Annotated in this window: 21 protein-coding genes; 5 read left to right on the top strand and 16 right to left on the bottom strand. The window is 63.5% G+C overall.

The features are described from left to right. Positions 1-72: 72 nt before the first annotated feature. Complete coding sequence (locus ACLP2E_RS06555) at positions 73-822, bottom strand: 16S rRNA (uracil(1498)-N(3))-methyltransferase (RefSeq protein ID WP_442463652.1); 750 nt, start codon at positions 820-822, stop codon at positions 73-75. A 14-nt stretch (positions 823-836) separates the two neighbouring features. Further along, entirely contained in the window at positions 837-1,679 is an 843-nt protein-coding gene (locus ACLP2E_RS06550) for a protein-disulfide reductase DsbD domain-containing protein (RefSeq protein WP_442465463.1), read from the bottom strand. Between the two features lie 74 nt (positions 1,680-1,753). Here ACLP2E_RS06550 and ACLP2E_RS06545 point away from each other — a divergent pair, with 74 nt between their 5' ends. Continuing rightward, positions 1,754-2,350 carry a YqgE/AlgH family protein gene (locus ACLP2E_RS06545; protein ID WP_442463650.1) on the top strand — a complete coding sequence of 199 codons (597 nt, stop codon included), beginning with the start codon at positions 1,754-1,756 and terminating at the stop codon, positions 2,348-2,350. Between the two features lie 11 nt (positions 2,351-2,361). On the opposite strand, the gene ACLP2E_RS06540 is transcribed toward ACLP2E_RS06545, so the two are convergent. The 13 genes from ACLP2E_RS06540 to coxB all read right to left on the bottom strand — a co-directional run bounded on the left by ACLP2E_RS06540 (position 2,362) and on the right by coxB (position 17,312). Beyond that, positions 2,362-4,251, bottom strand: a complete 1,890-nt coding sequence (locus ACLP2E_RS06540; protein WP_442465462.1) for a potassium transporter Kup — start codon at positions 4,249-4,251, stop codon at positions 2,362-2,364. 77 nt (positions 4,252-4,328) lie between these two features. Further along, entirely contained in the window at positions 4,329-7,217 is a 2,889-nt protein-coding gene (locus ACLP2E_RS06535; RefSeq protein WP_442465499.1) for an EAL domain-containing protein, read from the bottom strand. A gap of 164 nt (positions 7,218-7,381) precedes the next feature. Further along, complete coding sequence (locus ACLP2E_RS06530; protein WP_442465461.1) at positions 7,382-8,005, bottom strand: GNAT family N-acetyltransferase; 624 nt, start codon at positions 8,003-8,005, stop codon at positions 7,382-7,384. Positions 8,006-8,068: 63 nt separating this feature from the next. Further along, positions 8,069-9,331, bottom strand: coding sequence for a M16 family metallopeptidase (locus ACLP2E_RS06525; RefSeq protein WP_442463647.1), 1,263 nt, complete (start codon positions 9,329-9,331; stop codon positions 8,069-8,071). After that, positions 9,321-10,742 carry a threonine synthase gene (thrC, locus tag ACLP2E_RS06520; RefSeq protein ID WP_442465460.1) on the bottom strand — a complete coding sequence of 474 codons (1,422 nt, stop codon included), beginning with the start codon at positions 10,740-10,742 and terminating at the stop codon, positions 9,321-9,323. The genes ACLP2E_RS06525 and thrC overlap by 11 nt, the downstream gene beginning before the upstream one ends. Positions 10,743-10,777: 35 nt before the next feature. Next, entirely contained in the window at positions 10,778-11,548 is a 771-nt protein-coding gene (locus ACLP2E_RS06515) for an SURF1 family protein (protein ID WP_442465459.1), read from the bottom strand. After that, positions 11,545-11,904, bottom strand: coding sequence for a DUF983 domain-containing protein (locus ACLP2E_RS06510; protein ID WP_442465458.1), 360 nt, complete (start codon positions 11,902-11,904; stop codon positions 11,545-11,547). Before ACLP2E_RS06510 ends, ACLP2E_RS06515 begins: the two co-directional genes overlap by 4 nt. Positions 11,905-12,046: 142 nt before the next feature. Beyond that, complete coding sequence (locus ACLP2E_RS06505) at positions 12,047-12,910, bottom strand: cytochrome c oxidase subunit 3 (protein WP_442465457.1); 864 nt, start codon at positions 12,908-12,910, stop codon at positions 12,047-12,049. A 66-nt stretch (positions 12,911-12,976) separates the two neighbouring features. Then, the gene (locus ACLP2E_RS06500) at positions 12,977-13,579 is read right to left on the bottom strand and encodes a cytochrome c oxidase assembly protein (protein ID WP_442463642.1); all 603 of its coding nucleotides are present in this window, start codon (positions 13,577-13,579) and stop codon (positions 12,977-12,979) included. 2 nt (positions 13,580-13,581) lie between these two features. Next, positions 13,582-13,746: a hypothetical protein gene (locus ACLP2E_RS06495; protein WP_442463641.1), complete on the bottom strand. Its 165-nt coding sequence runs from the start codon at positions 13,744-13,746 to the stop codon at positions 13,582-13,584. Further along, positions 13,743-14,675 (bottom strand): heme o synthase, encoded by a 933-nt coding sequence (locus ACLP2E_RS06490; protein ID WP_442465456.1) that lies wholly within the window; start codon positions 14,673-14,675, stop codon positions 13,743-13,745. Before ACLP2E_RS06490 ends, ACLP2E_RS06495 begins: the two co-directional genes overlap by 4 nt. Positions 14,676-14,734: 59 nt before the next feature. After that, positions 14,735-16,429 (bottom strand): cytochrome c oxidase subunit I, encoded by a 1,695-nt coding sequence (gene ctaD / locus ACLP2E_RS06485; protein WP_442465455.1) that lies wholly within the window; start codon positions 16,427-16,429, stop codon positions 14,735-14,737. A 70-nt stretch (positions 16,430-16,499) separates the two neighbouring features. Then, positions 16,500-17,312 (bottom strand): cytochrome c oxidase subunit II, encoded by an 813-nt coding sequence (gene coxB / locus ACLP2E_RS06480; RefSeq protein ID WP_442463771.1) that lies wholly within the window; start codon positions 17,310-17,312, stop codon positions 16,500-16,502. Between the two features lie 446 nt (positions 17,313-17,758). Here coxB and ACLP2E_RS06475 point away from each other — a divergent pair, with 446 nt between their 5' ends. The 3 genes from ACLP2E_RS06475 (at position 17,759) to gcvH (ending at position 19,854) form a co-directional block, all read left to right on the top strand. Then, positions 17,759-18,229 (top strand): invasion associated locus B family protein, encoded by a 471-nt coding sequence (locus tag ACLP2E_RS06475; protein ID WP_442463770.1) that lies wholly within the window; start codon positions 17,759-17,761, stop codon positions 18,227-18,229. Between the two features lie 99 nt (positions 18,230-18,328). Beyond that, complete coding sequence (gcvT, locus tag ACLP2E_RS06470) at positions 18,329-19,462, top strand: glycine cleavage system aminomethyltransferase GcvT (protein WP_442465454.1); 1,134 nt, start codon at positions 18,329-18,331, stop codon at positions 19,460-19,462. Between the two features lie 14 nt (positions 19,463-19,476). Next, a complete protein-coding gene (gene gcvH, locus ACLP2E_RS06465; RefSeq protein ID WP_442465453.1) occupies positions 19,477-19,854 on the top strand; it encodes a glycine cleavage system protein GcvH in 378 nt (125 codons plus the stop codon). A gap of 86 nt (positions 19,855-19,940) precedes the next feature. Here the strand turns inward: gcvH and mscL are convergent, their stop codons facing one another. After that, positions 19,941-20,357 carry a large conductance mechanosensitive channel protein MscL gene (gene mscL / locus ACLP2E_RS06460; protein WP_442463766.1) on the bottom strand — a complete coding sequence of 139 codons (417 nt, stop codon included), beginning with the start codon at positions 20,355-20,357 and terminating at the stop codon, positions 19,941-19,943. Positions 20,358-20,621: 264 nt separating this feature from the next. Here mscL and ACLP2E_RS06455 point away from each other — a divergent pair, with 264 nt between their 5' ends. After that, positions 20,622-24,134 carry a hybrid sensor histidine kinase/response regulator gene (locus tag ACLP2E_RS06455; protein WP_442465452.1) on the top strand — a complete coding sequence of 1,171 codons (3,513 nt, stop codon included), beginning with the start codon at positions 20,622-20,624 and terminating at the stop codon, positions 24,132-24,134. Positions 24,135-24,153 lie beyond the last annotated feature (19 nt).

Below are 24,153 nucleotides of genomic sequence, written 5' to 3'. Positions count from 1 at the left end.
GAATCGCTCCGAATTAAGGCGCCTTTTTTGACCGCAACATGATGGCGACATCATGACCTTGAGTGGTTTTGCTTATCCGCGCCAGTCGCCCAGCGCCGTCTGGACCAGGGCCAAGGCCGCCACAGCCGCGGTGTCGGCGCGCAAGACACGGGGCCCGAGCGAAATGCGCGCCGTGGTCTTGAGGTCGTTGAGCATCTCGCGCTCGGCCTCGTCAAAGCCGCCTTCGGGACCGATCAGCACCGCGAATTTGCCGAAATTCACCCCGGCGGCGCGCAAGGCGGCGACGGGGTCGGCGGTATCCGCCGCTTCGTCGCAGAAGATCAGCAGGCGGTCTTCCGGCCAGTTCGACAGGACTCTCTCCAGCCGCTCTTCGGCCAGCACTTCCGCGAGCGACAATATGCCGCATTGCTCCGCCGCCTCGACAACATTGGCGCGCATCCGCTCCAGATTGACGCGGCTCGACTGGGTGCGGCGGGTCAGCACCGGGCGCAGCCGCCGCGCCCCCATTTCCACCGCCTTTTGCGCCATGTAATCGAGCCGCGCATGTTTCAGCGGCGCGAACAGGTAGTCGAGATCGGGCAGGAAATCCTGCGCCCGCGCCTGTTCCTCGATCCGCAGGGCGGCGGCCTTCTTCCCCGCGGGCGCGAGCGAGGCCCGCCATTCGCCGTCGCGCCCGTTGAACACCAACAGCCGCGCGCCCTCGCCAAGCCGCAGCACATTGACCAGATAATTGGTCTGTTCGCGCGTCAGCTCGACTCTTGCGCCGGACGCCAGCGGCGCCTCGACGCAAAGGCGATGGCTCGTGAAATCCAGCCTGGACATTGCTTTTCCTGATCTCAGGGCCGGCCCTGCGGCAAGGCTAGGTCGAATTCGATCGGCGCCGAACCGGCGACGGTGACGCGAATAGGCGCGTCGAGCGTCGGCTTTTTGGCCGGATGTTCAGCCAAAGTCAGCACAAAAGCGTTTTTTTCGCCGGCCGCGCGGGTTTCGACATAAAATCCCGGGGGGGGCTCGACGAAAATATTTTCCGCCTCGCCCTGCAGCAGTCGAAGCAGCCATTGCGGCTTGTCGTTTTCGCCTGCGACAGGGGAAACCCTTGCGAAAAGCTTGGTTTGCTCCGCGTCGAGCGGCCGAGGAATTTGTCGCAGCGCTCTAGCGAGCAAAGCGGGCGCCTCGGCGCCGGTTTGCGGTTCGGGCGGCATGTCGAGCCGCATCCGGGCGTGAACCGGCAGGCAGATCGCCTCGCAGACGGCGTAATCGAGGCTCAGGTCCAGCACGACCGGCTGGCCTTTTTGGCGCCACGCGATGCGGACGGGAAACAAAACCTCATGCTGGTAGCCGAATGCCACGACGCCATCCTCGTCGATGCGCGCCGGCTGCGGGAAAAGCACTTTGGCCTCGCCAAGATTTTCCGAGCCTGCGAAATCGAAAGTCGGGGCGGCGCCGGCCTCGCCGGGATCGCGCCAATAGGTGACCGCCGCGCCGTCCAGGCGGATCTGCACCCCGGCATAGCGAAGGCCGTCGATCACGCCGCCGTCGATCAGCCGCGCCTGCGATTTGGCGGAAGAAACCCATTCCGCGCGGGCCGCCGGCGCGGACAAGGCGGCCAAGGCGACCAAAGCGCCGGCGAGCGCGTTACGAAAATTAACGGGTGTTGCTGCTTCACTTTGCGCGCGCATCCTTTAGCATGTCTCCTGCCGCGGCGATTTGGCTGGAATGCCGGGTCGAAGCCCAACATAGGGAAGTCTCAAACGTGAGCAAAGCTGGACCCGGTCCCTATCTTGAAGGCAAATGTCTTGTCGCCATGCCCGGCCTGCAGGACGGCTCTTTCGTGCGGTCGGTGGTCTATATCTGCGCCCATTCCGAGGACGGGGCGATGGGAATCATCCTCAACCATCCCGCCGAAGGCGTCAATTTCGTCGATCTCCTGCTCCAGCTCAAGGTGATCGAGGAAGAGGAAAAATCGCGCGTCATGGAATCGGCGGGCGAGACCCGCGTTCTGGCCGGCGGACCGGTGGACGCCAGTCGCGGCTTCGTGCTGCATTCGCCCGACTACCGCGCCGACGACGCCACCATGGCGATCGACTCCGCCGTGTCGATGACCGCCACGCTCGACGTTTTACGCGCCATTGCTCAAGGAGAGGGACCGAAACAGGCGGTTCTGGCGCTGGGTTACGCCGGCTGGTCGCCCGGCCAGCTCGAACAGGAAATCCTGGCCAATAGCTGGATGATCTGCCCGGCCGATTCGCTTTTGCTGTTCGATCAGGATTACGAATCGAAATATGAGCGGGCTCTGGGGACGATCGGCGTCGATCTGGGATTTCTGTCGGACGACGCGGGACACGCTTGAGGTAAGGAAATTCAGATCGCCACCTGGCGGCCGATCTCCACCACGCCGTCTTCGGGCAGGCGGAAGAAATCCGAAACATGCGCGGCGTTTCGCTCCATCAGGGCGAACAAAGCGGTCTCCTGTCCGAACAGGCCCTTGCCATCCTCGCGCGAAATCACCGTTTCGTGCCCGACAAAATAGGTGATGTCGTCGAGCGGCAGGGTGCAGCCGGCCGCGTCGGCCTGTTTGAGCAAGCCTGGAATGTCCGGCCGCTCCATGAAGCCATAGCGCGCCGTCCCGCGCCAGAAATTCGGAGCCAGGGTGGTGATCGTCAGGCGTTCGTCCGGCTTGGTCCAGGGAACCGACAGCGTGTTCACCGTCAGCACGATGAGTTTTTCATGCAGCGCCCGGTTGTGCCTGATGTGCCAGAGCATGATCGGCGGAACATCGGCGTTGGTGCGGGTCAGGAAGACGGCGCCGCCCGGAACGCGAGCGATTTTTTTCGCCGCGACCTCCGCGAGGAACGGGCCAACAGCGACACCCTTTTGCTGGGCCGCCTGCGTCACCGCGTTCATGCCGCGATGCCAGACCAGCATGATCGTATAGACTGAAGCGGCAAGGATCAGCGGCACATAGCCGCCATCGGCGATCTTGGCCAAATTGGCGAGGAAAAAAGCGGCATCAACCACGAGAAAGGCGCCGGCAATGGCGGCGCTGCGGAGAAAACTCCAGTTCCAGATTTCGCGCATGGCGATATAGAGCAGCGCCGAAGTCATCAGCATCGTAGCCGAAACCGCGATGCCATAGGCGGAGGCGAGGTTATCGGATTTCTTGAAGATCAGCGCCAGGCCGACGGTGACCGCCATCAGAAGCCAGTTGACGACGCCGACATAGATCTGGCCATAGCCTTCCTGCGAGGTCTGGGCGATGCGCAGGCGCGGCAGCCAGCCAAGCTGGATCGCCTGCCGCGTCATGGAAAAGGCGCCGGTGATGATCGACTGGCTGGCGATGATGGTGGCGACGGTCGCCAGCAGGATGAAGGGCAGAAGCAAGGGCGCGGGGCAAAGCTGGTAGAATATATTGCTTTCGGTCGACGCCCCGTCGAGCACGATGGCGCACTGGCCGGCGTAATTGAGCAAAAGGCTGGGAAAGACGATGAAGGACCAGGCCAGCCGGATCGGCCGCGCGCCGAAATGCCCCATGTCGGCGTAAAGCGCCTCGGCGCCGGTAACGCAGAGAAAGACGCCGCCGAGCGCCAGAAAAGACGTCATCCCGTGCGAGGCGAGAAATCTCAGACCATATAGCGGGTTGAGGGCTAAAAGCACGCTGGGATGCAACAGCAGGCCGCGCACGCCGAGAGCGGCCATGACCGCGAACCAGACCAGCATGATCGGCCCGAAAGCCTTGCCGATTTTGGCGGTTCCCAAAGGCTGCAAGGCGAAAAGACCGATCAGGATGACAACCGTCGCCGGCAGCACGAAAGGCTTCAGCGCGGGAGCGGCGACATCCAGCCCTTCCATCGCGGAGAGCACGGAAATCGCGGGGGTGATGGCGCCGTCGCCATAAATCAGCGCCGCGCCGAACAGGCCGAGCGCGACAATCGCCGGACGCTGCTGCTTCTTGATCCCGAGCAGAGCCATGAGCGCGAGAATGCCGCCTTCGCCGTCATTGTCGATGCTCATGGCGAAAATGACATATTTGATCGAGGTGATGACGATCAGCGTCCACAACAGCAGCGATAACAGGCCGAGCACGATATCCGCCGATGGCGCGCTTCCGGTCAGGTTGAGCACGGTCTTCAGCGTATAGAGCGGACTGGTGCCGATGTCGCCGAACACCACGCCCAGAGCTGAAAGCCCCGTGGCGGCGACGCCCGCGCGCGCGCCGTTCTGCGGTGCTTCGATGGATTGGCTCGCGGTCATGTGGCGAATCCTTTTCGCGTCGCAGTTCGCTGTCGCGCCAAGCTCAAAAAAGCCCGCGCGAAAGCGCAACGCGCGGATCAGATCGCCGGTTCGGCCGCCGCCCCCACCAGTTTGCGCGCGTCGGCTGCGCTCAAGGGATGGCCGAAGGCGAAGCCCTGCGCATATTCGCAGCCGATCTGCGAAAATTCGATGACATCTGATTCGCTTTCCGCGCCTTCAGCGACAGCTTCCATGCCGAAATCATGCGCCAACGCCACGACGGAGCGCAGCATGGAGGCGCGGTCGTTCTGGCCCAAAGCCTCCTGGCTTCGGGCGAAGGAGCGGTCGATCTTGATCGTGTCGAAGGGGAAACGCTGGAGATAGGCAAGCGATGAATAGCCCGAGCCGAAATCGTCGAGTGCGAGGCCCGCGCCCAATTCCTTGATCCGGCCGAGTATCTGCGCCGAATACTCGGGATTTTCCATCACCAGGCTTTCGCTCAGTTCCAGCTTCAGCGAATAGGGCAGGACATTGGTGCGGGTGAGGACGTTTTTCACGTCGGTCAGCAGGTCGTGGCGCAGCAATTGCCGCGACGAGACGTTGACGCAAACGAAAATCGGCGGCTGGACGTCGAGCGCCTTCTGCCAGGCCGCAAGTTCGCGCGCCGCGCGTTGCAAGGCGAACAGGCCGAGATCGACGATCAGCCCGGTCTCTTCGGCGATGGGCAGGAATTCGGCTGGCTCGACACGCCCGAGGCGGGGATGGCGCCAGCGCAGGAGCGCCTCGAAACCGGCGACGGTGCGGTCTTCCAGCCGCACCACCGGCTGGAAGAACAATTTGATTTCGTCGCGCTCGAGCGCGTGGCGCAATTCGTTTTCCAGCGCCTGGCGATTGGAGCCCTGCGTGCGCATCGAGGGACGGTAAACTTCTATACGGCCGCCGCCTTCGCGCTTGGCGTGGCGCATGGCGATTTCGGCGTCCTTGAGCATGTCCTCACGCTTGGGATGCCATTGCGGATCGAACAGGGCGATCCCGACCGAAACGCTCAAGGCGATTTCGCGATTGGCGAAGGTCACCGGCGTCGAAATCGCGCGACGGATGCGGTCGGCGAAATTGACGATCTGCTCGGTCTGGCTTTCCGAAACCAGGATGATGGCGAAGAGATCGCCGGAAATGCGCGCCAGCGTGTCACGCGGCTGCAGCAGGCGTCCCAGCCGGCGCGCCACGGTCAACAGGATCGAATCGCCGGCGGAAACGCCGACCGTTTCGTTGATCTTGCGGAAGCGGTCGATATCGACACAGATCACGGTCGGCCGCAGCTCGGCCAGGCTTTCGGCCTGGACCAGCGCCAGTTCGAGCCGGTCGAAGAAAATTTCGCGGTTGGGCAAGCCCGTCAGGTTGTCGTGAACGGCGTCGTGCAGCAGACGCTCCAGCGCGTTTTTCTGGTCGGTCACATCGGCCAGGGTGCCGACGAGGCGCACCACGTCGCCGTCTTGCCCAACCACGGGGCGGGCGCGCAGCCGGAACCAGAAATAATGCCCATCGGAGGCGTGCAGGCGAAAATCCTGGCAGACGCGGCCGCGCCTTTGCTCCAGCACGGTGTCGAGACAGGCGCGATAGCGGTCGCGCTCCAGCGGATGCAGCAGATCCATCCACGAAGCGGCCGGACCCTCCAGCTCACCACGCTTGAGGCCAAGCTGGTCCTCGATTTCCGGGCTGACGAAGATCTGGTCGTTGGCGACGTCCCAGTCGAAAATGATGTCATTGGCCCCGGTCAGGGCGAGCGCTTTTCGTTCGACGTCGGTGATGGCGCCGTGCGCCACGCCGCCGGAAGCGAAGGCGCTCTGCATGATGGTGAAGCCGATCAACATCACCAAAAGCACCAGGCCGCCGAGCAAGGCGGGCGAAGCGAGATCATTGGCCAGCGAGCCGTTGACGGCGAATCCGGCGGCGCAGACCCACACCACCAGCAACAGCCAGGTAGGAATGAGCATGACGGCGCGCTCGACCCCATGGGTGGCCAGATAAAGCACGAGAATGAGGCCGACCGCGGCGATCGTCGCCAGCGAAATGCGCGCCACGCCGGCGGCCACCGGCGCGTCATAGACGGCGAGCCCGGCCAGCGCCAGCAGGAACATCAGCCAGATGCCGGCGACATGCGACGCGCGCACATGCCAGCGGCTCAGGTTGAGATAGGCGAAAAGGAAGACCACGAGTGTCGCCGAAAGCACGGTTTCCGCGCCGGCGCGCCATATTCGATCGGCGTTGACGTCGCTGCCGAAGACCTTGCCCCAGAAGCCGAAATCAATGCAGATATAGGCCAGCACCGCCCAGGCCAGCGCGGCGGCGGCGGGAAAGATCACCGCGCCCTTGACCACGAAGACGATGGTGAGGAATAGCGCCAGCAGCCCGGCGATGCCGATGACGATGCCCTTGTAGAGCGTCAGGCTGGTGTTCTTGTCCTTGTAGGCTTCCGGTTCCCACAGATAGAGCTGCGGCAGTTTCGGCGTCTTGAGCTCGGCGACATAGGTGACGGTGGCGCCGGGATCGAGGGTCAGCCGGAACACGTCGGCGTCGGTCGATTCCTCTTTTTCCGGCGCTATGCCCTGGCTGGCGGTAATCTCGGCGATGCGCTCCGAGCCGAGATCGGGCCAGATCACCCCGGAGCCGACCAGCCGGAAATGCGGCGCGACGATCAGCCGCTCCATCTGCTCGTCGGTGTCGTTGGTCAAGGCGAAGACGATCCAGGCGGGATGGCCGCCGGATTCGCGCGCGTGAACTTCGATGCGGCGGACGATGCCGTCCGAGCCGGGCGCGGTCGAAACCTGGATACGGTCGCCCTGCGACGAATAATTCTCGACCCAGCGGGTGAGATCGATCGCCGACGCGTCGGCCGGCACGCGCACGGACTCGACTGCGCCAGCAGGAAAAATTCCGGCGAGCAGCAACAGAAGCAGCGTCAGGATCGGATAAGCGAAACGAAACAGGCGCACGTGACCTTGAAGGAGGGACGGTTGAGCAAGAAGCGGATTGGATGGAGCGGGACGCGTGCGCCTCGTTCGTGTCGAAACTTTGTCTGGGGTCAATCCAATAGCTGGGCCGGGGCGGGGGCGTCCAGCGGAAAAGGCGCTGCTGCGTGGTCGGGGCTGGATCACAACTGACGTTCCGCGCCGTCGACCGTCTCGGTTTCGTGCAAAAACTCGCGTTCGAGCATGGCGAACAACAGATGGTCCTGCCAGGCGCCGTCGATCAGCAGATAGGCGCGGGCAAAACCTTCGCGCTGGAAGCCGACGCCTTCGAGCAGGCGCCGCGAACGTTCGTTGTTCGGGGCGCAGGCGGCTTCGACGCGATGCAGGCGCATTTCGAGAAAAGCATGCCGCAGCACGGCGCGCACCGCCCGGCTCATGAAACCCTGGCCGGCGTGCCGCTCGCCGATCCAATAGCCGAGAGTGGCGCATTGGGCGACGCCGCGACGCACATTGCCAAGGGTGAGGCCGCCAAGCAGCGCATCGTCTTTTCCGCGGAAAATCAGGTAGCCATAGGCCTGGTCGTCGAGCCGTTCGCGGTCCTGGCGCGCCAGCCGACGCTGGAAGGAGCCCTTGGAGAGATCGTCGAGCGGCCAGGTCGGCTCCCAGGGGGTAAGAAAGCTCCGGCTGGCGGAGCGCAATTGCCGCCATTCATCGAAATCGCCGATCTTCGCCGGGCGCAAATAGACGCCCTCGCCGTCGACACGGACGGAAGGCGGTTTTTTGCGCGGCAGGTGAAAGAGGTCCATGGCTGCACTCTGGATGGATGTGCCTGATTAGCACAGGACAGCGGGATTTTCGACCGGAGCCGCTTATACTCCCGCCAATCTTGCGGAAATTTCGGCAGCGCCCGGCGCCTTGGCTGTCGCGCCGAGAATGGCGACGGTCGGAGGCGTGCGCAACAAGCTGGCGCCGGCTGCGCGCACGTCGGCAAGGCTAAGGCGATCGATCTTCTCGATCATTTCCTGGCGCGGGATGACCCGGTCGAAAATCATGATCTGGCGGGCGATCTGCTCGGCCCGCGCGGACGAACTTTCCAGCGCCGTCAGCAGCGCGACCTTGGTTTGCGCCTTGGCGCGGGACATGTCTGCTTCGCTCAAGCCGTGGGCTGCTTCGGCGAGAGCGTCGAGGCTGACGCTGACCAGTTCCTTCACTTCGCGCCCGCCAGTCGCCGCCTCGAAACCGAACAGGCCGGCGTCGAGATAAGACCAGTGAAAGGCGGCGATGGAATAGGCCAGGCCGCGTTTTTCGCGCACCTCCTGAAACAGGATCGAGGCCATGCCGCCGCCCACCGCATTGGCGAAAATATGCGCGGCGTAGTTCTGCGGATCGGCATAGGCCAGCCCCTCGAATCCGACGACGACCTGGGTCTGCTCCAGTCTTTTCGCGACCTTGATTTCGCCGCCGACGTAATGCGCCGGCGTGGAAGCGACTGGCGCGGCGGTTGGGAGAAGGCCAAATTTTTCCGCTGCCTCGTCGCAGATCTTGCGATGGTCGACCGCGCCGGCGCCGGCGATGACGATATTGGGAGCGACATAATGGCGTTGCAGGTAGGTGCGAATAGCGTCCCGGTCGAAGCGGCGCACGCTCTCGGGTGTGCCGAGAATTGCGCGGCCGACCGGCTGGCCGGGAAAGGCGGCGGCGTTGAACAGGTCGAACACCAATTCGTCCGGCGTATCCTGCAAGGCGGCGATTTCCTGGAGTATGACGTCTTTTTCCCGCTCCAGTTCGCGCGGGTCGAACAGGCTGTTGATCAGGATATCGGCGAGCACATCCAGCGCCAGCCCCGAATCCTCGCGCAAGACGCGGGCGTAAAAGGCGGTGCTTTCGACGCTGGTGGCCGCGTTGAGGTCGCCGCCGGCGCTCTCGATGGCTTCGGCGATGGCGCGGGCGTCGCGCCGCGCTGTGCCCTTGAAAGCCATATGTTCGAGAAGATGCGACAGGCCCTGTTCGGCCTGGCTCTCGCTGCGCGCGCCCGCTGCGACGAAAACGCCGAGCGAGGCCGTTTCCAGCCCTTCCATGGCGTCGGTGACGACCCGCAGGCCGGAGGGCAATTGCGTTAATTCAACCGCCATTTGCGGCCAGGGTCACGGCGCGGGCGCGGGCGCTGATGAAAGCCTCGACCGCCTTGGCGTCATTGGGCAAAACGTCGAAACGCTCAGCTCGCTCGAACAGATCGGCGAGATGCGCCGGCAAGGGCGCCGAAACTCCCGTCGCCGCGCGCACGGCGTCGGGAAACTTGGCCGGATGGGCGGTGCCGAGCGCCACCATCGGCACATGCGGATTCTTTGCAAGATTCTTCCGCGCGACATGGACGGCGACGGCGGTGTGGGGATCGAGCAATGTCTCGGTCTCGCGCCAGGTCCGGGCGATCTCGGCGGAGGTTTCGGCCTCGCTGGCGGCGCCGGCGGAAAAATTCTCGCGGATCTTCTGCATCGCTCCAGCGGGAATGTCGAAGGCGCCGGACTGGTCGAGACGGGCCATCAAGCCGCGAATCGCCTGGGGGTCGCGGTCGAGCGCGTCGAACAGCAGCCGTTCGAAATTGGAGGAGACCTGTATGTCCATCGACGGCGACTGGGTGGCGTGGACGCCGCGCACTTCATAGCGCCCCGTGTCGAGCGCGCGGGCGAGAATGTCGTTGGAATTGGTGGCGACGATCAGCCTTTCAACGGGCAGGCCCATCTGCCTGGCCATGTAGCCGGCGAGAATATCGCCGAAATTACCCGTCGGCACGGTGAAGGACACCGGCCGCCAGGGTCCGCCAAGAACGGCGGCGGCGGTGAAATAATAGACCGTCTGCGCCGCGACGCGGGCGAAATTGATCGAATTGACGCCGGAAAGGCCAAGCTTTTCGCGCAAGGACTTGTCGCGGAAAAAGCTTTTGAGCATGGCCTGGGCGTCGTCGAAGGTTCCTTCGAGGGCGATGGCGTGGATGTTGTCGGCATCCACCGTGGTCATCTGCCGGCGCTGCACGTCCGAGACGCGGCCGTGCGGATAGAGAATGAACACATCGACCTGTTCAAGCCCGCGAAAGGCTTCGATGGCGGCGGCGCCGGTGTCGCCGGAAGTCGCTCCGACGATGGTGGCGCGCTGGCCGTGGGCTTTCAGGGCGCGGTCCATCAGGCGGCCGAGCAGTTGCATCGCCACATCCTTGAAGGCGAGCGTGGGCCCGTGAAAAAGTTCGAGCACGAAAAGATTGTCGTCGATCTGGGCGAGCGGCGTCACCGCCTTATGGCGGAAAGTGGCGTAAGCCGAAGCCAGCATTTTACGGAAATCGCCGGCGGGAAGCGTGTCATCGAGAAAGGGCGAAATGACGGCCTGCGCCACGTCGACGTAAGGCGCGCCAGCGAAGCCGAGCAGGGTTTTCCGCGACAGCGACGGCGTGGTTTCCGGCACATAGAGGCCGCCGTCAGGCGCAAGGCCGGCGAGCAAAGCTTCGGTGAAGGAAAGCGCGGGCGCTTCGCCGCGGGTCGAAATATAGGCCACGATTTTGGGTTTCCGGCTTGGGATCAGCGCGTCTTCTAGCGCCTTGCCGCGCCGCTGTCATGTGCGGGCGCGTTTTTGCCGCCGCGAGCCATGAAAACCAGCGACACCGCGGCCAAAGTCGCGGCCAGCGCGAACCAGGTCAGGGCATAGGACAGATGATTGTTAGGGATTTTCAGCACCGTCGCGCCGCCTTTCGGCCAGCCGCCCGGGTTTTCCGCCGCGTCGGCGTCAATGGAAAAGGGCGCGACCCCGTCGAGGCCCCAATGGGCGGCCAAAGCCGAGGGGTCGCGGGTGAACCACAGGTTTTCTTGCGGTTCGTCGGCGGGGGTGAAGGAATTGCGCGTTTCCGGGCGGCGCATCAGGCCGGTGAGGGTCGTCTCGCCGGCGATCTGGCCGGCCGCGCGGCGCGCCGGATCCTTCAATTCCGCGGGAACGAAACCGCGATTGACAATGACCACGCCGCCGTCTCTGAGTTCCAGCGGGGTGAGGACTTCATAGCCCGGCCCGTCGCCGGCCGCGCCGGTGGCGGAGGCGCGGAAGAGATAAGACTCTTTGGCGTGATCGAAGATTCCGCGCAGAACGACGTGGCGGTAATCGTAATCGTCGGGGTTGAGGGAAGCCCAGGCCTCGCGCGGCGGCAGGGGCACAGCGGGCGCGTCGATGCGGCTGGAGATTTGCGCGAGCAGCGCCTCCTTCCAGTGCAGCCGCTGCAATTGCCAGAATCCGAGCCCTGACAGCAGGCCGGCGCCGATCAGGGTCGACACCAGCAGCAGCCAGTGGCGGCGCAACAGGCCCCGAAAACTCATTTTTCCAGCCGGCCCTCTTCAGCCTTGTGGTGATATTGCATCGCCACCATGAAGCTTTTCAGCGGCCGCAACATGCCAAGGCAGACGATGACGGTCAGGGGAAGGAAGATGACCAGATGGACCCAATACGGCGGCTCGAAAGCCAGCTCCACCCAGAGGGCGAGGCCGAGCACAACGCATCCGGCCAGCAGGATGACGAACACCGCCGGCCCGTCGCCGGAATCAGCAAAACCATAGTCGAGCCCGCATTGGTCGCAAGCCGGGGCGAGTTTGAGAAAGCCCTCGAACAGCTTCCCTTCGCCGCACTGCGGACATTTGCCGAACAAGGCGGCGCGGGTGGGGAAAGGCTGGGACATTTGCTTCCGGTCGTTTCAGTGAATTCGGACGCAACATAACAGCTTGGCGCCCTGGCGGGAAAACAAACCGGCCCGAAAATGGTTCGGGCCGGTCGCAATCCAGTGGCTCGGAAGAACCAATTCCAAGCTTATTCCAAAGCTTTTATTCCATGGCCATGGTCGCGCCCCAGGATCCCCAGACATAGATCGCCGAGAACAGGAACAGCCAGACCACGTCGACGAAATGCCAGTACCAGGCGGCGAATTCAAAGCCGAGATGCTGCTTGGGGGTGAATTGCCCGGCATTGGCGCGAAACAGGCAGACCAGCAGGAAGATGGTGCCGACGATCACATGAAAACCGTGGAAGCCGGTGGCCATGAAGAAGGTCGCGCCATAGATCGAATCTTTGAAGGGGAAGGGCGCGTGAATATATTCATAGGCTTGGATGCTGGTGAACAGCATGCCGAGCAGGATGGTCATCAGCAGGCCCTTTTTCAGGCCCTCGCGGTCGTTTTCCAGCAGTGCGTGATGCGCCCAGGTGACGGTGGTGCCGGAGGTCAAGAGTATAAGGGTGTTGATCAGCGGAAAATGCCACGGATCAATCACCTCGATGCCCTTGGGCGGCCAGTGGCCGCCGGTGAAGGCGACGCGGGCATATTGCTGCGCCTCGCCGGCAAAAAGGCTGGCGTCGAAAAAGGCCCAGAACCAGGCGACGAAGAACATCACTTCCGAAGCGATGAACAGGATCATGCCGTAACGCAGGCTGATCTGGACCACCGGCGTGTGGTCGCCTTCCTGCGCCTCGTTCACCACGTCGATCCACCAGAAGGCGAAAATGGCGAGCAGGCCGATGAAGCCGGCGCCAAATATCAGGCCGCCCAGTTTCAGGCCGCCCACATCGAGATGTTTCATCCAGAAGATGGCGCCGACGGCGGTGGTGAAGGCGAACAGCGAGGCGAGAATAGGCCAGGGGCTGGGCGGCACCAGGTGATAATCGTGACTCGGCTTGGCGTGACCGTCGGCCATTTTCATTCTCCCCTTACGCCCGGTTTTGCCGGCGCGTAGCTAACAATTTTCGGACTGTATTCGCGCTCAACTCTTGCCCGCCTGGCGGAGCAAACCCTCCGCCGCGCCGGATTTCGCCGCCTTGGGCGGCGCAAAAAAAGTGTAGGACAGGGTGATGGCTTCGATCCTGGCCATGGATTCGTCCTGCTCCAGTTTTGGATCGAGGAAGAACACCACCGGCCATTCCGCCTTTTCATGCGGCCCGAGCTTCTGCTCGCTGAAGCAGAAACAAGATATCTTGTCGAACCACGCGCCCGCCTGATCGGGCGTGACATTGAAACGCGCCGCGCCTTCGCTGGCGTGGTCAGACAAATTCTCCGCCTTGAAGAACACTGTCGTCGTCTCGCCGGGGCGCACCTGGATTTCCGCGACCTCCGGCGCAAAGCGCCAGTCGAGGCCGGGCGCGACATTGGCGTCGAAACGCACGGAAATCTTGCGCAGGCCCCGCGATTCGGGCGCGCGCTCCGCGGTTTGCGTGGTTCCACCGTAGCCGGTGACGGAGCAGTACAGCCGATAAAGCGGCACGGCGGCGAAAGAGGCGCCGAGCATCGCCACCGCGAGCAGGCCGATCGCGGCGGCGGTTTTCCGCTGCGCGTCGGTGGAGTTTTTGCGGTCCGGCTCGCGTTGCATGGTCAATCCGGACGGATGAAGACGTTGGAGCCGAGCTTGACCAGCGTCATGGCGTAGAAGATCGCGATCAGTGCGGCGATGGCCAAGGCAATGGCGACATTGCGCTGGCGGCGGCGCTTTTCCTGCTCGGGGGTCAGCGGTTTCACGATGAAAGGCGTTGGCGTCAAAGCAGGGCTCCCGTCCAGATCGCGATCAGCCGTTCAACGACCAGCACGGCGAAAAGCGCGAAAAGATAGAGGATCGAGAAGCCGAAATTGCGCATGGCGATCCTTTTCGCCCGATCGCCTTCCCGGATGCGGAAAACCGCGAGGCAGCCGAAGATCATGCCGGCGCCCCCGAGCGCGGCGACGACGCCATAGGCCGGTCCGGCAAAGCCGAGAATCCACGGCAGCAGGCCGACCGGAGCGAGGACCAGCGAATAAGCCAGGATCTGCGTCCGCGTCGCATCCGGGCCCCAGACATTGGGCGCCATCGGAATCCCGGCGCGGCCGTAATCGCGCGATTTGACCAGGGCCAGCGACCAGAAATGCGGCGGCGTCCACACGAAGATGATGGCGAAAAGCACGAGGCTGGACAGGCTGAGCGAACCGGTCGCCGCCGCATAGCCGACCATCGGCGGCAAGGCGCCGGCGGCCCCGCCGACGACGATGTTCTGCGGCGTCGAGCGCTTGAGCCACATCGTATAAACGACAACATAGTAGAAAATGGTGAAGGCGAGCAGGCCGGCGGCCAGCCAGTTGGCGGCAAGGCCCAGCGTCAGCACCGAGAAACAGGACAGGACCAGTCCGAAGGCCAGAGCCTCGCCGCCGCTCATCCGCCCGGCGGGAATCGGGCGGCCGGCGGTGCGCGCCATCAACCGGTCGATGTCGGCGTCGTACCACATGTTGAGCGCGCCGGAGGCGCCGGCTCCGACCGCGATCGCCAGCAGCGAAATAAGGCCTAGCACCGGATGGACCGGATGCGGCGCGAGCAGGATGCCGGCGACGGCGGTGAACACCACCAGCGACATGACGCGCGGCTTCAGCAGCGCGACATAATCGGAGGGGCTGGCGCCGGAGGCGGCAAGGCCGACTTCGCTTTCGCTAACGAGACTCATAGGCGTTTCGCTCCATTGGCGGGCGAATAGGGAGCGACGGCGCCGCTCCCCAGGCTAAATCAGTGGCCGGCTTCTTCCGCGATGCGCGGCAGTTCGTTGAACTGGTGGAAGGGCGGCGGCGAAGACAGCGTCCACTCCAGCGTCGTCGCGCCGGGACCCCAGGGATTGTCGCCCGCGACGACCTTCTGTTTGAAGGCGTCATAGACGCAATAGAAGAAGATCAGCATGGAGCCGCCGGCGATGAAGGAGCCGATCGACGAGACCTCGTTCCACAGGTGGAAGGCCACGGGATAGTCGATATAGCGGCGCGGCATGCCGGCCAGACCGAGGAAATGCTGCGGGAAAAAGGTCAGGTTGATGCCGATGAACAGCACCCAGAAGTGCAGTTTAGCCACCGTCTCATTGTACATGTAGCCTGTCATCTTCGGGAACCAGTAGTAGAAACCGGCGAAAATGGCGAAGACCGCGCCGAGCGACATCGTGTAGTGGAAATGCGCCACGACGTAATAGGTTTCATGCAGCGCGCGGTCGACGCCGGCGTTGGACAGCACCACGCCGGTGACGCCGCCGATGGTGAACAGGAAGATGAAGCCGATCGCCCAATACATCGGGGCGCGCAGCGAGATCGAGCCGCCCCACATGGTGGCGATCCACGAAAAGATCTTCACGCCGGTCGGCACCGCGATGACCATGGTGGCGAAGACGAAGTAGCGCTGGGTGTTGAGCGACAGGCCCACCGTATACATGTGATGCGCCCAGACGACGAAGCCGACGACGCCGATCGCCACCATGGCGTAAGCCATGCCCAGGTAACCGAAAATCGGCTTGCGCGAGAAGGTCGAGATGATGTGGGAGATGATGCCGAAGCCGGGCAGGATCAGGATATAGACTTCCGGGTGGCCGAAGAACCAGAACAGATGCTGGAACAGGATCGGGTCGCCGCCGCCGGCCGGGTCGAAAAAGGTGGTGCCGAAATTACGGTCGGTGAGCAGCATGGTGATGGCGCCGGCGAGCACCGGAAGCGACAGCACCAGCAGGAAGGCGGTGACCAGCACCGACCAGGCGAACAGCGGCATTTTATGCAGGGTCATGCCCGGCGCGCGCATGTTGAAAATGGTGGTGATGAAATTGATCGCGCCGAGGATTGACGAGGCGCCGGCGAGATGCAGCGACAGGATGACGAAATCCATCGCCGGGCCGGGTGAGCCGGTATTGGAGGAGAACGGCGGATAGATCACCCAGCCGCCGCCAAAGCCCTTCATGCCCGGCGAGCCCTCGAAGAACAGCGACATGCAGAGAAGCATGAAGGAGGCGGGCAACAGCCAGAACGACACATTGTTCATGCGCGGGAAGGCCATGTCCGGAGCGCCGATCATGATCGGCACGAACCAGTTGCCGAAACCGCCGATCAGGGCGGGCATGACCATGAAGAAGATCATGATCACGCCATGGGCGGTGATGAAGACATTGTAGAGATTCTTGCCCGCGTCGAGGCCGAGCGCCGGGTCGGCGCCCTGCAGCAAATGGGCGAGAGCGGGGAAGATCTGGATGCCAGGGTTCAGAAGCTCGGCGCGGATGGCCATCGACATCAGGCCGCCGATCACGCCGGCGATCACCGCGAAGATCAGGTAGAGCGTGCCGATGTCCTTGTGATTGGTCGAAAACAGGTAACGCCGCCAGCCGGTCGGATGGTCGTGGGAGGCGGGCTGGTGCAAGGTCGCGGCGTCGTGCAGGGTTTCGAATTGGGCCGACATGGTGGATTTCCTCGAAATCAGGTCTTAAATGGCGGGCGCCTCGGCGCCGGCCCATTCACTGTTGGCCAATTCAATTCCGGACTGGCGAGGCTTCGGCGAATTGCCCGGCGGCGGGGACGGAGGCGAATTTCTTCTGCGCCTGCGCCAGCCAGTCGGCATAGTCCTTCTCGCTGACCACGCGAACGGCGATCGGCATGAAGGCATGGTCCTTGCCGCAGATTTTCGAGCATTGGCCGTAATAGACGCCGACCCGCTCGGCGCGGAACCAGGCCGTGTTCAGCCGTCCGGGCACCGCGTCGATGCGCACGCCGAAGGCCGGAACAGTAAAGGAATGGATCACATCGGAAGCGGTGACCTCGATGAGCACATTTTTACCGACCGGCACGACGGCCTCGTTGTCCACCGACAACAGCCAGATGTCGCCCTTCGCTGGGTCGATCTGGTCCTCCGGCTTGAGCAGCGAATCGAAGCTGAAGCCGCCGCCCTGGTCCTTGGGATAGGCATAGGACCAATACCATTGATTGGCGGTGACCTTGACCGTCACGTCGGGCTGCGGATTCACCAGTTGGTGGGTGAGCAGGCGGAAGGAGGGAATGGCGATCACCACCAGGATCATCACCGGAATTATGGTCCACGCCACTTCCAGCAAAGTGTGATGGGTGGTGCGCGAGGCAACCGGATTGGCCTTTTCGTTGAAGCGCCACACGACATAGATCAGCAGCGCCAGCACGAACAGGCTGATGAGGGTGATGATCGGCAGCAAAACGTCGTTATGGAAGAAATGGATTTCTTCGGCGATCGGCGAATTGGCCAGCTGCATGCCGATTTCGCCCGGCGCGGGCTTGCCGTCGCCGGGAGGCTGGATATTCGCTTGTTCCGCCATGGCGGCCAAGGGGACCCAAAGGGCCAACGGCGCAAGGCCGAGCAGGCTTAGGCCGGCGACCAGGAAAAAGCGCCTGAGCGCAGACAAAACCGACCGTTCGCCGGAATCCGGACGTGTAATGCGCATTTCGATTTTCCGCTCTCCTGGCGCGAACCGCTATGGCCGCAATTTCCCGCCGCCTGCTGGCGGACTTCTGATTTTGTCGAACCCAACCACAAAGTTTGACTTAGATCAATATGCCTTGGGGATTAAGGTCGCGCTTTCGTCACCGAAGCTCGCCCGTCGTCGCTCGGCGCTTGACAGGAGCGGCTCTTTTGATACGCGTGTCTCGCGGCGGCTTGTTCAAAGAATTGGTCCGGCCGCCGCGGAAAATCGGAGGAATCATGGCGTTCGATCGCAACGGTCCGGGATGGGCCGGCAGGCTTTTTTATGCGACTTTGCTCGTCATGGGTCTGATTTTCGGTTTTGCCGCCGTTCCTGCGGAAGCTCAGGGCGTGGTCAAGGGCAAATATGGCGACTGGGAAATGCGCTGCGAGACGCCGCCCGGCGCCGCGAAGGACCAATGCGCCCTGATGCAGAGCGTCGCCGCCGAGGACAAGCCCAACGTCAATCTGGTGGTGATCGTGCTGAAGACCGCCGATGGCAAGAGCCGTCTGTTGCGCGTTATCGCGCCGCTTGGCGTATTATTGCCGTCGGGCCTGGGCCTGAAGGTCGATCAGGCCGATATCGGCCGGGCCGGTTTCGTCCGCTGCCTGCCCTCCGGCTGCGTCGCCGAAGTGGTGATGGAAGACAAATTGCTCGACCAGTTGCGCGCCGGGACCAACGCCACTTTCATCATTTTCCAGACGCCGGAAGAGGGCATCGGCATTCCGCTGGCGCTCAACGGTTTCAAGGACGGTTTCGACAAACTGCCCTGAGCCGGCGCCCCACGCGGCGCTCTTTCCGGTTTCAGGACAGATGGGGCGAATCGCTCCGCCGGCTTTCCCGGCGGCGAATCGCTTAATTCTGGAGAGCGCATGACCAGCCAAGATGATTCGCCCCCTGCGCGCACGCCGCTTTACGCCCGCCATATCGCCCTGGGGGGGCGCATGACGCCTTTCGCCGGCTATGAATTGCCGGTCAATTACAGCGGCGGCATACTCGGAGAACATCTTTTCACCCGGGAAAGCGCCGGCCTGTTCGACGTTTCCCATATGGGCCAGGCGATTCTCTGCGGTCCGGACGCCGCGCGAAGATTCGAGAGCCTCGTTCCCGGCGATATTCTGGCGCTGGCGATTGGGCGCATCCGCTACACCCAGTTCACCAACGATCAGGGCGGCATTTACGACGATCTGATGGTGACCAAACTCCCGGCGGACGCCCGCGGCGAACGCCTGTTCCTGGTCGTCAACGCCGCCTGCAAATCCGACGACTTCGCTCGGCTGCACGAAAAATTGCCCGAACTGAATCTGGAAATTCTCGACAGCCGCGCGCTTCTGGCGCTGCAGGGACCGCTGGCCGCCGCCGCGCTGGAGCGCCATGCGCCCGGCGTCGCCGACATGGAGTTCATGTCGCTGCAGAATTTCTCCTGGAACGGCGCCGAACTGTTCATCACCCGCTCCGGCTATACCGGCGAGGACGGCTACGAGATTTCGGTTCCGGCGGAAAAGGCCGAGGAACTAGCCGACGCCTTGCTGGCCGACGAGAAGGTGAGGGCCATTGGCCTTGGCGCCCGCGATTCTTTGCGGCTCGAAGCCGGGCTTTGCCTTTACGGCCATGACATCGACTTGGCCACCAGCCCGATCGAGGCGGGCCTGGTCTGGTCGATTTCCCGCCGCCGCCGCGAGGAGGGCGGTTTTCCTGGCGCCGCGCGAATCCAGCGCGAATTGGCCGAGGGCGTGACGCGCCGGCGCGTCGGCCTGCTGCTGGACGGCAGGGCGCCGGCGCGGGAAGGAGCGGAAATCGTCGATGCGCAAGGCGCAACAATCGGGATCGTCACCTCTGGCGGCTTTTCGCCGTCGCTCGGCCGCCCCATCGCCATGGGCTATGTGCCGCCGGCTTTTTCCGCGCCGGGGACCGCCTTGTCCCTGATGGTGCGCGGAAGGCCATTGGCCGCCCATGTCGTCGCGCTGCCCTTCGTCCCGACCCGCTATCACCGTTCCCCGAAATAGCTCCGGAGCCTGCGATGACCAAGACCTTCTACAGTAAGGATCATGAATATATCCACGTCGATGGCGACATCGGCGCGGTCGGCATTACCGATTTCGCGCAAGGCCAGCTCGGCGACGTGGTCTTCGTCGAATTGCCGGCAATCGGCGCCACGCCGAAAAAAGGCGAGCAGGCCGCCGTAGTCGAAAGCGTCAAGGCGGCGAGCGAGGTTTATTCGCCGGTCGCCGGCGAAGTGGTCGAAGTCAACGCCGAGCTGGAGGACAATCCGGCTATCGTCAATGAACAGGCTTTGGGCAAAGGCTGGTTCTTCAAGATCAAAATTGCCGATCCGACCGATCTTGACGGACTGCTCGACGAGGACGCCTACCAGGCGCTTGTCGCCTCGCTGGCGTGAGGCGCCACCGCCTCTCAAGGTGAAGAGCGGCGCTTAAGGCGCCGCTTCGCGAATCATCGGCGACCTCCGATCAGTACGCTTGGGACTCAGCGCTTGGCGAGAATGTCGCGGATTTCCTCCAGCAGGACTTCTTCGCGCGGCGGCGGCGGCGGTGCGGCCGGCGCGGCGGGCTTGGCCGTCAGTCTGTTGACGCCGCGGATCAGCAGGAACAAGGCGAAGGCGACGATCAGGAAATTGAGAGCGGCGGTCAGGAACGAGCCATAGCCGAAAACCGCGCCCATCTTCTTGGCGTCGGCATAGGCCGGATGGCCTTCGAGATGGGCGGTGAGCGGGAGATAATAGTTCGAGAAGTCGAGGCCGCCGAATATGGCGCCGATCACCGGCATGATCAGGTCGCTGACGATCGAATCGACGATCTTGCCGAAGGCGGCGCCGATGATCACGCCGATCGCGAGATCGAGCACATTGCCGCGCATGGCGAATTTTTTAAATTCTTCTAACATGTGACACGTCCCTTGGGGCGGCGGGCGAAAAAGCTATGGCTTTTTTCACCAAAAACGCCGCATGTTCAGAAAATTCGGATCCTTCCCGCTTTCGGGCGAAAAGCGCAAGGATCGGCGGAGGTTAAGCCGCTGTCGACCGCCAGGTCAATTGCTTCGCCAGGTCAATTGCTCCGCAAGGTCAATTGGCCCGCTAAGTCAATTGGCCGGCAGTTCCATCGGTCGAAAGGCGGCGGTCGTTCCGGCGCGAAGCGTCAAAGGAGTCTTATGCTGGCGAGTTGGATCAGCATTGCGGTGACGGCGGGTTATTTCCTGGGCCTGCTGGCGCTCGCCTTCTATGGCGACCGACATGCGGCGCGTTTCCAGAACGGCCCTGCGCGCAAATTCATCTACGCCCTCGGCCTCTGCGTCTATTGCACGTCCTGGACTTTCTTCGGCTCCGTCGGCATGGCCTCGTCCAACGGCCTGGATTTCCTGCCGATCTACATCGGCCCGATGCTGGTGTTTGGCTTCGGCTGGCCCGTGGTGGCGCGGGTGGCGCGGCTGGCCCATGCGCAGAATTCGACCTCCATCGCCGATTTCCTCGCCGCCCGCTATGGCAAGTCGGAAGCGGTGGCCGCCGTGACGGCGATGATTTCAGTGATCGGTCTCGTGCCCTATATCGCCTTGCAGCTCAAGGCGATCGCCGCGACCCTGACCACAGGCTTCGACCTCGGCGCGGCCCCGCTGGAAGGCCTGGACCGCCTGGCGCTCGGCGTCGCCATCCTGCTCGCCGGTTTCGCCATGGCTTTCGGCACGCGCCGCGTCGACGCCGGCGAGCACCAGAACGGGCTGATGCTGACGATCGCCGCCGAATCCACGATGAAGCTCTTCGCCATTCTCGCGGTGGGCGCCTTCGTGGTCTGGGGCATGTTCGACGGCCTGGGCGATCTCTTCCATCGCGCGGCTGGCAGTCCTCGCATCCGCGCCGTTTTCGCCTCGCCGCCGGATCTTTCCGTCTGGATCACTTTGACGGTGCTTTCCAGCGGCGCCATGCTTTTCCTGCCTCGCCAGTTCCATGTCGCGGTGGTGGAAAATCGTGACGAAAACGACATACGCTCGGCCTCGCTGGCCTTTCCGCTCTATCTGCTGGCGGCGATTTTCTTCGTCGCGCCCCTGGCGGTAGCCGGCCTCCTGCTGTTTCCTGAAGCGATGGACCGCGACATCAGCGTCATGGCCCTGCCGATCTACGCCGAAAACGGTGTAATCACGCTGGCCGCCATGCTCGGCGGCCTGTCGGCTGCGACCGCCATGGTCATTGTCGAATCCATCGCCCTGTCGATCATGGTGTCGAACGATCTGGTCATTCCGCTGCTGCTGCGCCTTGGCCGCTGGCGCAATGGCGCGGCGTCGGGCGCGGCGGGCATGCGCATCCTGATCGTGCGCCGTCTGGCCATATTGGTCGTGTTGCTGCTCGCTTACGGCTATTACCGGCTGTCGGGTGAAACCCTGCTCGCCTCGATCGGCATCCTGTCCTTCGCCTGCGTCGCGCAATTGGGTCCGGCCTTCATCGGGGCGCTGACGTGGCGGCGCGGCACGGCGTTGGGCGCCATCGCCGGACTGTTGACAGGCGTCGCCATCTGGGCCTTCGCCCTGCTCGCGCCCTCGCTCGACGCGGGAATGATGCGCTCCGTCATCGCCGCCGCGCAATTCCCGCCGCGTCCCGACCTCCCGGCGCCGGACATTTTCAATCTGCAGATGGCGACGCTGACCCATGGCGTGTTCTGGAGCCTTTTGGGCAATTCGCTCGCCTATGTGGTGTTTTCGCTGGTGCGCCGTCCGACGCCGATCGAAAGGCTGCAAGCCGATATTTTCGTCGGCAAGAACGCGGCGCCGATGGCGCAGGCTTTCCGGCTCTGGCGCACTACCGTGGCGGCTTCGGAAGTCGAGGCCACCGTCGCCCGTTACCTCGGCGAACGGCGCACCCACGAGGCTTTCGCGACCTTTTATCTCGGCCGCGGCCTGGTTTACGATCCGCGCGCCGAAGCCGACATCCATCTCCTGCGCATCGCCGAACATCTGCTCGCCTCGGCGATCGGCGCGGCCTCCTCGCGCCTGGTGCTGTCGCTGCTCCTGCGCCGGCGCAATGTTTCCAGCGCGGCGGCCTTGCGGCTGGTCGACGACGCTTCCGCCGCGCTCCTCTACAACCGCGACATGCTGCAACATGCGCTGGATTTCGCTCGGCAGGGCATTTCGGTTTTCGACGCCGACCTGCGGCTGACTTGCTGGAATCGCGAATTCCACGACATGTTCGACCTGCCGGCGAGTTTTACGCGTGTCGGGGTCGCGCTTGACGATATCCTGCGGTTCAACGCCGAGCGCGGCCTTTACGGCCTGGGTCCGGCCGACGAACTGGTGGCCGGCAGGCTGGAGCGCCTGACCAACAGCGAGCCTTTCCGCATTCCGCTGGCCTCATCCGGCAAGGTGATTGAAACGCGCGCCGCGCGCATGCCGGACGGCGGCCTGGTCGTCACCTATACCGACGTCACCGAACAATATGCCGCAGAACAGGCGCTGGAGGCGGCGAACGAGACGCTGGAGCGACGGGTGCGCGAACGCACCGAGCAATTGACCCGGCTCAACGACGAACTCGCCCGCGCCAAGAGCGAAGCCGAGGAGGCCAATATTTCCAAGACGCGCTTTCTCGCGGCGGCTGGCCACGACATATTGCAGCCGCTGAACGCGGCGCGGCTTTATACGGCCTCGCTGCTGCAACGCGCCGAGGCTGGGGCGCCGAAGGAGGAAACCGGCTCGCTGGCGCGCAATGTCGATTCCGCGCTCGAAGCCGTCGAGGATATTTTTTCCGCTTTGCTCGAAATGTCGCGACTCGACGCCGGCGCGATGAAAGTAGAGTTCTCCAATTTCCGCATCGACGAATTGTTCCGGCAGCTGAAAATCGAATTCGCGCCTTTGGCCGAAAAGAAAGGGTTGAAACTGACCTTCGCGCCATGTTCGCTCGCCGTGCGCTCAGACCGGCGGTTGTTGCGGCGGCTGTTGCAGAATCTGATTTCCAACGCTCTCAAATACACGCCGAAAGGCCGGGTGCTGGTGGGCGTGAGACGCAAGCGCGGCAAGGTGAGGCTGGAAGTCTGGGACACCGGGATGGGCATTCCAGCCGACAAGCAGAGGGCGGTGTTCCGAGAATTCGAGCGGCTGGACTCGGGCATCGGCGTGGCGCCCGGCCTCGGTCTGGGCCTGTCGATCGTCGAGCGCATGGCGCGGGTGCTTGGTCACGCCATTTCGGTGCGGTCGACGCCAAAAAAAGGCTCGGTTTTCGCGGTGGCCGCGCCGATGGCCGCGCCCGAGCCGATGGCGCCCCATCGCGAAGTTGCGCCGGCGCCGGCGCCGCGCCTGTCGCCTCTCGCCGACATGGTGGTGGTGGCGATCGACAACGACCCGCGCATCATCGAGGGCATGAGAACCCTGCTGGCGGCCTGGGGCTGCGCGCCGATCGTCGCGGCAAGCCAGCGAGAGGCCCTGGCGGAACTGGCGCGGCAGAAACGCGTCCCTGACGTCATTCTCGCCGATTATCATCTGGACGAGGGCGATGGCGTCGACGCCATCGTCGCCCTGCGCTGGAAATTCGGGCCGCAAGTGCCGGCGGCGCTGATCACCGCCGACCGCTCCGACGACATGCGGCTGCGCGCCTGCGAAAAGGATGTGATTGTGCTCAACAAGCCGGTGAAACCGGCGAGCTTGCGGGCGCTGTTGGCGCAATGGCGGGCGGCGACCGTGGCCTGAGCCCTGAGAGCGGGCCGCC

This window comes from Rhodoblastus sp. (assembly GCF_052145335.1).
Taxonomy (GTDB): Bacteria; Pseudomonadota; Alphaproteobacteria; order Rhizobiales; family Beijerinckiaceae; genus Rhodoblastus.
This window is presented reverse-complemented; position numbering and strand designations above follow the sequence as displayed.